At 56.9% G+C, this 12,355-nt stretch carries 11 protein-coding genes; 3 read left to right on the top strand and 8 right to left on the bottom strand.

The window, feature by feature from the left end; translation table 11 throughout:
* Positions 1-3: 3 nt before the first annotated feature.
* The 3 genes from AVI_RS18875 to AVI_RS18865 all read right to left on the bottom strand — a co-directional run bounded on the left by AVI_RS18875 (position 4) and on the right by AVI_RS18865 (position 3,995).
* Positions 4-957 (bottom strand): ABC transporter permease, encoded by a 954-nt coding sequence (locus AVI_RS18875; RefSeq protein WP_012653731.1) that lies wholly within the window; start codon positions 955-957, stop codon positions 4-6.
* Positions 958-965: 8 nt separating this feature from the next.
* Positions 966-2,045: an ABC transporter permease gene (locus tag AVI_RS18870; protein ID WP_012653730.1), complete on the bottom strand. Its 1,080-nt coding sequence runs from the start codon at positions 2,043-2,045 to the stop codon at positions 966-968.
* 330 nt (positions 2,046-2,375) lie between these two features.
* Complete coding sequence (locus AVI_RS18865) at positions 2,376-3,995, bottom strand: ABC transporter substrate-binding protein (protein ID WP_012653729.1); 1,620 nt, start codon at positions 3,993-3,995, stop codon at positions 2,376-2,378.
* A 229-nt stretch (positions 3,996-4,224) separates the two neighbouring features.
* Here AVI_RS18865 and AVI_RS18860 point away from each other — a divergent pair, with 229 nt between their 5' ends.
* The 3 genes from AVI_RS18860 to AVI_RS18850 are packed head-to-tail and all read left to right on the top strand — an operon-like array spanning position 4,225 to position 7,571.
* The gene (locus AVI_RS18860; RefSeq protein WP_012653728.1) at positions 4,225-4,953 is read left to right on the top strand and encodes a FadR/GntR family transcriptional regulator; all 729 of its coding nucleotides are present in this window, start codon (positions 4,225-4,227) and stop codon (positions 4,951-4,953) included.
* On the top strand, positions 4,950-6,122 hold the full coding sequence (locus tag AVI_RS18855; RefSeq protein WP_012653727.1) for a PLP-dependent transferase: 1,173 nt from the start codon (positions 4,950-4,952) through the stop codon (positions 6,120-6,122). Before AVI_RS18860 ends, AVI_RS18855 begins: the two co-directional genes overlap by 4 nt.
* A gap of 42 nt (positions 6,123-6,164) precedes the next feature.
* Entirely contained in the window at positions 6,165-7,571 is a 1,407-nt protein-coding gene (locus AVI_RS18850) for a M20/M25/M40 family metallo-hydrolase (RefSeq protein WP_012653726.1), read from the top strand.
* Here the strand turns inward: AVI_RS18850 and AVI_RS18845 are convergent.
* The 5 genes from AVI_RS18845 to AVI_RS18825 form a co-directional block, all read right to left on the bottom strand.
* Positions 7,558-8,286, bottom strand: coding sequence for an SDR family oxidoreductase (locus AVI_RS18845; protein ID WP_012653725.1), 729 nt, complete (start codon positions 8,284-8,286; stop codon positions 7,558-7,560). The two genes, AVI_RS18850 and AVI_RS18845, sit on opposite strands and share 14 nt — an antisense overlap.
* 40 nt (positions 8,287-8,326) lie before the next feature.
* A complete protein-coding gene (locus tag AVI_RS18840) occupies positions 8,327-9,076 on the bottom strand; it encodes an ATP-binding cassette domain-containing protein (RefSeq protein WP_012653724.1) in 750 nt (249 codons plus the stop codon).
* A complete protein-coding gene (locus tag AVI_RS18835) occupies positions 9,066-10,112 on the bottom strand; it encodes an ABC transporter permease subunit (RefSeq protein WP_012653723.1) in 1,047 nt (348 codons plus the stop codon). The genes AVI_RS18840 and AVI_RS18835 overlap by 11 nt, the downstream gene beginning before the upstream one ends.
* A 121-nt stretch (positions 10,113-10,233) precedes the next feature.
* Positions 10,234-11,223, bottom strand: a complete 990-nt coding sequence (locus AVI_RS18830) for an ABC transporter substrate-binding protein (RefSeq protein WP_012653722.1) — start codon at positions 11,221-11,223, stop codon at positions 10,234-10,236.
* A gap of 111 nt (positions 11,224-11,334) precedes the next feature.
* The gene (locus AVI_RS18825) at positions 11,335-12,276 is read right to left on the bottom strand and encodes a sugar-binding transcriptional regulator (RefSeq protein ID WP_012653721.1); all 942 of its coding nucleotides are present in this window, start codon (positions 12,274-12,276) and stop codon (positions 11,335-11,337) included.
* Positions 12,277-12,355 lie beyond the last annotated feature (79 nt).

Raw genomic sequence — 12,355 nt, 5'->3', positions numbered from 1 at the left:
TCCTCACGTATGGAGCCGCGGATCGAGGGCATCACGCAGCCCGTCTCCGAGAAGGTTGAAGCCAAGCACGGTCAGCATGATGGCAAGACCGGGAAAGAACACCAGATGCGGCGCGGAAAAGATCTCGTTGCGGGCGGCCCCCAGCATCGTCCCCCATTCCGGCGTTGGCGGCTGTGCGCCAAGACCAAGAAAGCTGAGACCGGCCGCATCGAGAATAGCGGTGGCCACCCCAAGTGTAGCCAGCACCACAATCGGCGTGATGGCATTAGGCAGCACTCTTTGAAACAGGATGCGCCATTTGCTGCCACCCAGCACCCGCGTGGCCGCGACAAAATCGAAGGTTTTCACTGACAGCACACTGGCACGGGTGACGCGGGCATAGGCAGGAACCGAGACGATGGAGATGGCCAACAATGCATTGCGAATGCCCGGTCCCAGAACCGCAACGATGGCAATCGCCAGCAGCAAAGACGGAAAGCCGAGGATCACATCCATGATCCGCATGATGATATTGTCCACCCAACCCCGGAAATACCCGGCAATCGCCCCCAGTAGAACGCCAAAGAACAGCGCGCAGGTAACGGTGGTCAGCCCAATGACCAGACTGACGCGCGTACCATAGAGAATACGCGAGAAGGAATCACGGGCATTGCCATCGATACCCATGATATGCTGCGGACGGCTGGCGTCACATCCAAGCAGATGCACACAGGGCGGCTCGCGGCGCTTGACCTGCTCGACACCGATCAACACCTGATCGGGATCATAAGGAGCAAGAACCGGTGCGAAAATGGCAATCAGGATCAGCATGCCAATGATGAACAAGCCGACCTGCCCGGAGCGCAGTCTGAGCAGCCGTCCCCAGGTTCTCCGCCATTGGGCGACCGGTTCACCAATCAGGCCATCTTCGAGAATGGCCTCTGCTGCACTGGCCGATACACTATTCAAGCGCGTCATGAACTGTCCTATTGTGGGCGAATGCGAGGATCGAGATAGGTGTAGGAAAGGTCCACCAGCAGGTTGATAGCCACGTAGGACACGGCAATCATCACCGTGAAGGCCTGCACGACTGGATAGTCCCGCGCAAAAATCGCCTCAACCAGCATACGCCCCACGCCGGACAGGCCAAAAACAGTTTCGGTCAACACGGCGCCACTGAGCAGGGCGCCCATTTGCAAGCCCAGAATGGTGACAACCGGCAACAGCGCATTGCCCAGCGCATGTTCGCTGACCACACGTTTTTCCGGCACGCCCTTGGCGCGGGCGGTGCGGACATAATCACGCCCCAGCACATCCAGCAGCGAGGAGCGGGTCATGCGGGCAATCACCGCCATCGGGATGGTGGAGAGCGCCATGACCGGCAAGATCATGTGGCGTATGGCATCCCAGAACACCGTCCAATTGCCGGTGATCAAGGCGTTCAGAATATAAAAGTTGGAGAAGAATTCGAGCACCTTGCTCCAGCCGCTCTCCGCCGCCAATTGCCAGTGCCAGACCTCGTAAAAGGGAATGGAATTGACACCGGCGGAAAGCCGCCCGGATGGCGGCAGCCAGAAGGGCGTGCCGCGCAGCATCACCCCGAACAAATAGGCGAGCATCAACCCCAGCCAGAACACCGGCATGGAAATGCCGGCATTGGCAACAATCATGGTGCCGACATCGGCTGCTGAATTATGACGGCGGGCGGCAATAACCCCGAGCCCGACACCGATAACGGTCGCGGTGATCAGCGCCAGCACGGCAAGCTCGGCGGTCATCGGCAGGCGCTCGATAATGATCTGCGTCACAGGCCGCGAGAAGCGCACCGATGTGCCGAAATCACCCCGCAGCATATCGCCCATATAAATGAAAAACTGCGTTGGCAGCGGCTTATCGAAGCCGTAGCGCGTGATGAAACCAGCGCAGGTCTCGGCGGTGGCTTTTTCTCCCAGCATGGCCTTGCAGGGATCGCCAGGAATTAACCGGGCAAGCGCGAAGGTCACGATCAGAATGCCGAAAATCACCGGGATGGAAATCAGCAGGCGTTTGGCTGCATATCCAAGCATCGCAGGTCCTCATTACCAGATTTTACAGCGCCGTTTGGTTTGGGCAGGTGTCATCAACAGGCGGCTGCGCCAGGATACCCCCCTCTGCCCTGCCGGGCATCTCCCCCTCAAGGGGGGAGATCGCTTTGGAGTTTACCCTTTGCTCGAAATCTCACGCATCAAAATTTTCTGCGTGTTCGAGGAAATGGATGATCTAACTCACCCTGATCTCCCCCCGTGAGGGGGAGATGGCTGGCAAGCCAGAGGGGGGTAGCCACGTATAAAAACGACCCCGCCAGACACGCCGGGCCCGACATTTACGCCTAGCCCGAAGCGCCGAAATCCGCACGTTTACTTCTTGGCGTTCATCAATCCGCCCCAGAGGGAGGAGAAATAGTCGAAGGAGCCGGTATTGCCGACATGGGCCGGATTGGATGCATCAATGCCCGCCGCCCAGGATACCACCACGTCATTGGCGGTAAAATCAGAGCCGTCGGTGAATTTCACGCCGGTCCGCAGCTTGCAGGTCCAAACGGTCGAATCCGCATTGGCATCACAGCTGGTGGCCAGAGCGGGAACAATATCGCCGCTGTCCTTTGCATAATCCAGCAGCGCTTCCGTAATCGGCGTGCAGGCATTCAGCGTTTCGCCATCCGTTTCATCGCCGCAATAGAGGCTGATCGGCTCGGCATTCTGCATGAAGACCAGCGTATCCTTACCCGGATTGGAATCCTGCAACAACGGCGAGCCAAAGGGGCGGACGATGGCATTCTTCAAGGTCGCCCGAGCGGCATAGGCGGCGGCGCCATGGACAATCGGCACCATCGGCACATGCTGGCGAATGGCATCGTTGACGGCCGCATAGATCGGTTCGGCGGTCTTTGTCTCAGCAATCGTTCCGCCTTTGGTCAACCCCTCGGTAATTTCCGGGAAAGTGGTGCCGAACATTTTCGATGTCTTGCCGAAGTGATAATCGAGGAAGTTGGTGACATGCGGATAGTCAGCCCCCCAACCCAGCAGATAGAGCCCATCGATCCGGCCAGCGGAGGTATCATCAATGAATTTACCCGATTCAATCGGAACCACTTCCGCATCGATGCCGAGATTTTTCTTCAGCTGCGTCTGGAATTCGACAGCCACGACGCTTGGTTCCGGCAGGTAAGCGCGGAACACATCGCGGTAGTAGATCTTGGTCTTGAACCCATTCGGGTATCCGGCATCGGCCAGCAGTTTTTTAGCCGCGCTCGCATCAAACCCGTACCAATCCTTGCCAGCGCAGCCATTGGGCAGCGAACAGGGCGTGAAATGGCTGGCGACGACCGAACCTTTTGGATAGAAATTATCGACGATGCGCTGGCGATCGATGCCCATGGCAATCGCCTGGCGCACCTTCTCATTGTCAAAAGGCTTGGCGGTGTTGACCATGCCGAGATAGAGAATGTTCGGGCTTTCCTGCGGCAGGAATTGCAGGTCCGGATCGTTCTTGACACTGTCGAAATCATCCGGGCTGATATTGGTGATTTCATCGACCGTGCCGGAGCGCAATTCATTCAGGCGGCCCGCGCCGGACTGATTCCAGCGAAACACCAGCTTGTCGAAAGCCGGCTTGGCACCCCAGTAATTCTCGTTGCGGGTCATGGTGATGGAATCGCCGCGATTCCAGCTTTCCAGCTTGAACGGCCCAGTGCCGATCGGATTGTCGAGCAGCTTCTTCTTCGGACCAGCCTCTTCGATATGCTTGGCCGGCTGGATGCCGAAGGGTACGAAAGCCGCCTTGGCTTTGAAGGCCGGATCGGGCGAGCACATGGAGAAGGTCACCGTGTGCTCATCGGTCGCCACGATGGACTTGATCTTGCCACCATAGTTGCAATCGGGCGCCACAACGCTTCTGCCTTCAAAAGCAACAGCCGGGCTGGTGAGCAAAGCAGCAACCGACACGGCCACAGCTCCGCCGAATAGACGAAATTTCATGCCTTTAATCCCCAGTTTGTTTGTTCGCGCCTTTGCGGCACCCTCATTTTTTATGTGTGCGGATAAATTATTGTTTTCATTTCTTCCGCCGTATCCGCGACGATGAAATTCAGTTTTTGGAGTAGGCCAAATGCCCCTTCGGTCGCCTTGACATTGTTCGTGGGCGGCATACTGCTAAGATGTCAGACCAATTGTCAAGCGGTCGGCAGGAGAAGCAAGAGTCGTGACAATGTTCCCCAAACGCGCCCTGAGCCAAGATCCGCATATCGCCGCACTGCCACCGCTGGACCGTGTTCAGCAGGTGAGTGGGGCCATGGTCGGCTATATCAACAAGGCCGGTCTCAAGCGTGGAGATCGCCTGCCGACGGAACGCGAATTGATGAACGCGCTCGGTGTTGGCCGTTCAACAGTGCGTGAAGTGATCGGGCGGTTTCAGGCTTTGGGCGTGGTGGAGACCCGAAAAGGCAGCGGGACCTATCTTTTGCAGCCTGTGAGTGCTGCCACGGTCCACATGCCGTTGATGCTGGAGACGGTGAATTTACGCGATGCTCTTTTGCAAACGCTGGAAGTGCGTCGTGGCATTGAAGTCGAGGCCGGAGCCTTGGCTGCGATGCGCCGAACGGAAGAGGATTTGCGGATCATCGAGGAAAAGCTCGATGAAATGGAGCGGGTGCATCTGGCCAAGGGAACATCCGGCAAGGAAGATCTGGCTTTCCATGTGGCGATCTACGATGCCACGCATAACCCGCTGTTCAAACAGCTTCTGGAGCAGATGCGCGAAGCCTTCGAACGCTTCTGGCATAAGCCGTTTGACCGGCCCGATTTTGCCCGCCGCTCCTTTCCCTTTCATCGCACCTTGTTCAGCGCCATTGCTGACCAGGACAGTGAAGGTGCGCGCCGTGAAACCCTCAAAATTCTTGCCGTGGTGGAAGAAGACATCAAGGAAATGTCCAAATGAGCGACGCTCTCGATTACCTGCAACAGGCATCGCTGATTACGGCGCATGATGAGGCCAATGCTTATGATGCGGTGGTGCCGCCGATTGTGCAGACGTCGCTGTTCACCTTCAGCGACTATGACGAGATGGTCGCGACCTATCGCGGTGAAAAACTTCGACCGGTTTATTCACGCGGGCTGAACCCCACCGTGCGGATTTTTGAGGATATGCTGGCCAAACTGGAAGGCGCGGAAGATGCGCTGGCCTTTGCCAGTGGCATGGCGACGATATCCTCGACCGTCCTCAGCTTTGTCGAGCCGGGAGATCGGGTCGTTGCCGTTCGCCACCTCTATCCCGATGCCTACAGGTTCTTTGAGACCATGCTGAAGCGCATGCGCATCGAGGTTACTTATGTCGATGGCCGCGATGAGGATGCCGTGGCCAAGGCGCTTCCGGGCGCAAAGCTTCTCTATCTGGAAAGCCCGACCAGTTGGGTGATGGACGCCCATGATGTTGGCGCGCTTGCCGCTCTTGCCAAACAGCACGGCGTGTTGTCGATGATTGACAACAGCTGGGCAAGCCCGGTGTTCCAGAAGCCATTATCGCTCGGCGTCGATCTCGTCCTGCATTCGGCCTCGAAATATCTCGGCGGTCACAGTGACGTTGTCGCCGGTGTGGTGGCTGGCCCCAAGGAACTGATCAATCGTATTCGCAATGAAACGCTGCCTTATCTCGGCGGAAAACTGTCTCCCTTCGATGCCTGGCTGCTGATCCGGGGCATGCGCACATTGCCGATCCGCATGAAGGCGCATGAGGCCTCAGCGCTGGAGATTGCCCATCGTTTGCAGGCGCTCGATATCGTCGAAAAAGTCTGCCATCCGGCGCTGAACAATGGCTTGCCGCCGGGCCTGCATGGCACGTCCGGGCTGTTTTCCTTCATCTTCAAGGATGTCATCCATATTCAAACCTTCTGCGACCATTTGAAACTGTTCAAACTGGGCGTCAGTTGGGGTGGTCATGAAAGTCTCGTCGTCCCCGGCGATGTGGTGGCCAACCAGAAAGCGCCGCCGAGTTTCGCGGATGCCTTCGGCGTCGATCCGCTGTCTGTGCGTCTCCATGTCGGGCTTGAGGGGACCGAGGCGCTGTGGAGCGATTTGCAGGCGGCGATGGCGGCGGCTCGAACAGACTGATCTTTGCAAACATCCATCCCACGACCGACTGGAAATCTGCCCATGACCGATCTTGAAACCGTCCTCGCCCATGTCGATGACAATCTGCCCTCCAGTCTGGAAACACTGTTCGATCTGGTGCGTATCCCCTCGATTTCCACCGATCCGGCCTACAGCCCGCATTGCCGCAAGGCTGCGGATTTCCTGGCGACCTATCTGAGCGGACTGGGCTTTGCCGCATCGGTGCGCGACACGTCAGGTCATCCGATGGTGGTTGCGCATCACGAGGGCCAAACCGCGGATTGCCCGCATGTGCTCTTTTACGGCCATTACGATGTTCAGCCGGTGGACCCGCTGAACTTATGGCAAAACGACCCGTTCGACCCAGCTATTCGTGACGGTTCAACCGGAGAAAAGATCATCACCGGACGCGGTACTTCGGATGACAAGGGACAGCTCCTGACCTTCATCGAGGCTCTACGCGCCTTCAAGGAAACCAAGGGCGGACTGCCGGTGCGTGTGACCATTCTCTTCGAAGGCGAGGAGGAATCGGGATCGCCGTCGCTTCAGCCTTTTCTCGAAGCCCATGCTCAGGAGTTGAAGGCTGATTTTGCCATGGTCTGCGACACCGGCATGTGGGACACGCAAACACCGGCGATCTGCGCCAGCCTGCGCGGTCTGGTTGGCGAGGAAATCACCATCAAGGCCGCCAGCCGTGACCTCCATTCGGGCGGATATGGTGGCGTCGCAGCCAATCCGTTGCATGTCCTGAGCGATATCATGGCTGGCCTGCATGATCAAACCGGTGCCGTGACCCTGCCCGGCTTTTATGATGGCGTCGAGGAAACACCGCCCGATATCAAGGCCGTCTGGGCGGATCTGGAGAAGACCCAACCCGCGTTCCTGACCGATATCGGCCTGTCCGTCCCGTCAGGCGAAAAAGGCCGTAGCGTTCTGGAATTGCTCTGGGCGCGCCCGACCGCCGAGATCAACGGCATGTCCGGCGGCTATACCGGCAAGGGCTTCAAGACCGTAATTGCCGCCGAGGCGATGGCCAAGGTATCCTTCCGTCTGGTGGGAAAACAGGACCCGCAAAAAATCCGCGACAGCTTTCGCGCCTATGTAACCTCAAAATTACCTAGTGATTGCCGGGTTGAATTTCAGGCCGAAGGGGCCTCACCTGCCATTCAATTGCCCTATGACTCGCCAATCCTCGCCACGGCCAAGGCGGCTCTTTCACAGGAATGGCCAAAGCCGGCCATTGTTGTCGGCGGCGGCGGATCAATCCCGATTGTCGGCAGCTTTCAGTCCATGCTCGGCATGGACTCCTTGTTAGTAGGCTTTTCGCTGGACGATGACTGCGTTCACTCGCCCAATGAAAAATACAACCTCACCTCTTTTCACAAGGGCACCCGATCCTGGGTGCGGATCTTGCACGGCCTGAGCGACGAGGCGATCAACAGGCTGTAAAGCCACCGTCAATGGGGAGAGAGACACCGGTGATCATTGATGCCTCATCACTCAACAAGAAGCGGATCGGCTTTGCGATGTCATCGACAGTAGCCCACCGTCCCAACGGCATTTTTTCCAGGAAGGGTTCGCCGATCTCCGGGCGGCCCCAATAAAATGCGGACATCTCCGTCATAACAACGGTGGGATTGACGCTATTGACCCGAATTTTGTATTTGCCAAGTTCAAGCGCGCTGACACGGGTAATGCTGTCCAGTGCCGCCTTGGAAGATGCATAGGAGACATGGCCCGGCAATGCCGCCAGTGCTGCCTGGCTCGAGACATTGACGATTGAGCCACCCTTGCCTTCTTTGATCATCGAGCGCGATGCGTATTTGGTGACGAGAAGCGCGCCTCTCACATTGATGGCAATGGCTTTGTCGAAGATAGAAATGTCGGTTTCCTGCGGGGTGGCGATTTCGCCGCCAAAGCCACCACAGTTCACCACGCCCCACAACGGCAAATCCTCTACTGCCCTGCGAATTTCGTCCTCCGAAGTGAGATCGAAAATCAACGTCTCACAACCGGTCTGCGCGGCCAGCTTGTCAAGCTCGTCTCGTGACCTTCCGGCCGCATAGACCCGGGCCCCGGCTTCTTTCAGCTTTTTCACCGTCGCGCCGCCGATTCCACCGCTGGCACCGGTGACGAGGATTGCTTTCCCATCAAGTTCCCACATGAGTATAATCCCGCGTTGATTTGCTTGCTGACTTCTAGGATTACCCACCAATCATCAGCTTGACGACTTCGTCGTGGTTGGTATCGGCAATATTGCGCGTTCCCGCGACAACACCCCGTCTCAGGACAACGATACGGTCCGATACCGCGAATATGTCCTGCAAATTATGGGAGATGAAAATAACGCCCCGACCTTGGGCTTTCAGCGATTTGATCAGCGCAACAACCTTACGCTGCTCCGGCACGCCCAGCGCTGCTGTCGGTTCGTCCATGATCAGGATCTTGGCATTCCAGTAAACGGCCCGACCGATTGCCACCGCCTGGCGCTGTCCGCCCGAAAAATTGCTGACCGGGGCATCCAGTCGCTTCACATGGAAGTCCAGGAGAGCCATCGTATCGGCTGCGGCCTTGGCCATCGCCTTGCGGTCAAGGACTGGAATAAAACCAAAAGCGCGTTTCATTGGCTCACGGCCAAGAAAAATATTGGCGCCAATGGACAGATTATCGGCGAGAGCCAGGTCCTGGTAAATGGTCTCGATCCCCTTTTCCCGGGCATCCTGCGGCGAGGAAAAGGCAACCGGGGAGCCATCGATCAGAATTTCACCCGAAGTGGGCGAATAGACCCCGGAGATCGCCTTGATCATGGTGGTCTTTCCGGCGCCATTGTCGCCGGCCAAGGCCACGACTTCACCGGCACCGACCGTCAGCGAGCAATTATCAAGGGCTTTCACAGCGCCGAAATACCGGGAAAAATTACGAACTTCGAGAAGGGGGGCGACATTACTCAGCATGTTTGACTCCACTGAAGCGGCGTTGCGCCTGATCGATAAGAACGGAAATGATGATGACGACGCCAACGGCAATGAATTGCCAGAATGGCTCAACATTCATGAACACCAGGCCATACTGGATGACCGCGATGACCAGGGCTCCCGCCACCGTTCCGATGATTGTTCCCGAGCCGCCAAACAGGCTGGCACCGCCAATCACCACGGCCGCTACGCTGTCGAGAAGCAAGGGTTCCCCGGCCTGGGCAGCGCCTGCCGTGAAACGCGCGGCGTATAATGCGCCGCCAAGACCCGCGCAGACAGAGGACAGGATATAAAGCCGCAAAATATGGCCTTTGATATCGATGCCTGCCCGGCGTGAGGCCTGGGCATTGGCGCCAATCGCATAATTATGCTGCCCAAACCGTGTCTGGCTGAGAATGTAATGCATAAACAGCACGAAAACGGCGGTCACCAGAACGAGATAAGGGATACCTTCTATCCGTCCATTCCCAAGCGCTGCGAAATAGGAGTTTTTGACGGGTACCGTTGTTCCTCCGGCAAGAAGGAAAGCCGCTCCTCGGGCAACGCCAAACATGCCGAGCGTGCCGATAAAAGGGGGTACGTTCAGCCTGGAGATCAGCAGCCCGTTGATGATGCCTGGAATTGTCGCTGCAAGGATGGCGACGAGGATGCCGCATACCATGGCAGCCGGCAAAGGCATGAAAACCCCGAAATAATTGGTGGCGTGGGCAGCGACAACCGCCGCAAGCCCCATGATGAAACCTGCGGAAAGATCGATGCCGCCAGAGATGATGACGAAGGTCTGGCCGATTGCCAACAGAAGGGGCGCAACGGCAAAGACCGCAACCGATTGCCAATTGAAGGGTGAACCAACGAACGTCCCTCCAAAATCTGTCTGCGCCCAAATCTCGAAGATCACAATGAGTGCGGCCAGAAAGACCCACGCCCGCAACTGAGCAATGCGCTGCACGATCGTCTTGGTGACGTCGGCATGGTCTGCCTGAGGTGCGACGGCGTGGGTGTTCTCGGGCGCCATGGTCTGGTTTTCCAGCATGAATTCCATCCTGAGTTCTGGTCAGCTGTCAATGAAGGGACTCGGAAGCCTTATCCTGGCGTCCGATCAGCCTTGGCTGACGTTTTAACGAGGCCGTGGAGGTCTATTCAGCGTAGATGAACCGAGCGACGGCTGGATCAGTCACGTTGCTTTTGTTGATGACAGTAAAGCCAGTCCCAATCTTGGTTGGGATGGACTGCCCGGTCAGGTGCGCATAGGCGGAGATCACCCCGTAATAGCCGATTTCCGCAGGATGCTGGGCGATTGCAAAATCGATAAGGCCGGATTTCAGATTATCCACCACTGACCCTGGCGCATCGAAAGCCACAACCTTGATTGTACCGGATTGGCCAGCCTGCTGGACACCGTTCGCCGATCCAAGCCCGGAAAACAGATTGGCACCAAATACCCCGGCCAAATCTGGATTGCGGGCGTAGACCGCCTGGAGTTGAGATGCGGCCTTGTTGGCGTCATTGTCATTGAATTGCGTTTCGAGAACCGTAATGCCGGGATGTTTGGCCATCTCGGATTTGAACCCTTGCTCTCGCTGGTCCGTTGTCGAAACTCCTGGCTTAACGTTGGAGACATAGACCTTGCCTTTGTCACCAATGGCCAACGCCAGAGAGCGCGCTGCAATTTCGCCGCCCAGAACATTGTCCGATGCGATATAGGACAACGGAAAGTCCCCGTCCCCTGCACCCGTTTGATAGTCACCTGTCCCGATGAATGTATCGACCGTGATCATTGGAATGCCCGCATCCGCGGCCTTTTTCAACGGCTGCACCAGCTGGGTGGTATCGGTGGGTGCGATGAGAATGGCATCCGGCTTTTTCGCAATGACCGCATCAAGAACCGGGACCTGTGTAACAGGGTTGAAATCTGGAGCGCCTTGAAAAATAATCTGTGCGCCAATGGCAGCTGCTGCTGCTTCTGCGCCCTTATGCATCGTGATATAAAACGCATCGGTCGTCAGACCCGGAATCAGCGCAATTCTGAATTTTTTATTTTCGGCCTGAGCACGCGTAACCGCCAGAACAGCCGGTGCGGACAAGGCAAGCGCGGTCGCAGATTGAAGAAAACGCCGACGTTCCATGTTTCTCTCCTCCCAAATCGAAACAGTCATCTCCCGTGAATTAAGCATTCAATTCACGACAGCATCATCACGCCGTTTTCAGCCTGCCGTCAAGAAATTTTTTTCAGAAACTTATTTCTTTTTCGCTTTCGTTTGTTTTTCCGCCCCCTGGGAAGGCGCATCTTGCTGGAGAAGATTGAGAATTGCGATGCAGGTATTGGCGTCGGTGACCAGGGAATTGATCATTCCGGAGCGAACAGCGCCGATGATTCCAGCCGCTTTTTCAACGGTCGCGGCCACACCGATAGACAGTTTGGCTTTGCAAAGCTGCTGGCTGGATGCCGCAATCATTCGCTCTTCCCCATCCCAGGACAAAAGCTTGCCGTTGATATCGACATAGTGCCTGATGACGTCACCAACCGCGCCTCCAATGGCGCGCTCATTCACTGTCGCGGCACTCGCCTCGGGCGGATTGATAGCATGCGGCAGCCCTATGCCGACAATCGCGCAATCCAGGCGATCCCAAAGCTTCGTTGTTTCCTGCACGAATGAATCAGCAAGAAAGGCATCCTTCAATTCGGCGGAGGAAAGATAAGGCGCATGTAGAAAATGGGCGCTGCCACCCAACTGATCGGCGGCCTGGCGGACAAATTCGCTAATCTGGAAATGCGGCGCTGATTGCTGGAGACCACCGTTCAACGCAACGGCGATAATGCCAGGAATACGCGGCAAGCCTGCGGCAATAACCTCACGTATGGCACGACCCCAACCGATACCGATGACCGATCCGGCGGCCAGACCTTCTTCCTTGAGCAAATCGCCCAACGGCTTTGCCAGCGCGCCCAGAATACCTGTCGATGGCGTATCGATCACCGCCGCCCTCTTCAGGGACAGCGCTTCGATCAGTTCCTGCGTCAGACCGGCAGGCGAGACAAGGTCAAGCACCTCGATCTTGACGATCCCAAGTACCCTGGCCCGTTGAAGCAAACGAGAGACGGTCGCGGTCGAGATTCCAAGCTTGCGAGCGATCTCAACCTGAGACATCTCAGCTTCGTAATGCAGCTTTGCGACCATATGCAATGTCGCGCGGGACGCCGTATCCTGTGAAGTTTGCGGAAGCAGCTTGCAATTCCTTTCTGAAATGTGTTACACG

It is taken from the genome of Allorhizobium ampelinum S4, from assembly GCF_000016285.1.
Taxonomy (GTDB): domain Bacteria; phylum Pseudomonadota; class Alphaproteobacteria; order Rhizobiales; family Rhizobiaceae; genus Allorhizobium; species Allorhizobium ampelinum.
The sequence above is the reverse complement of the archived record's forward strand: the minus strand, read 5'-3'. Positions and strand labels throughout refer to the sequence as shown.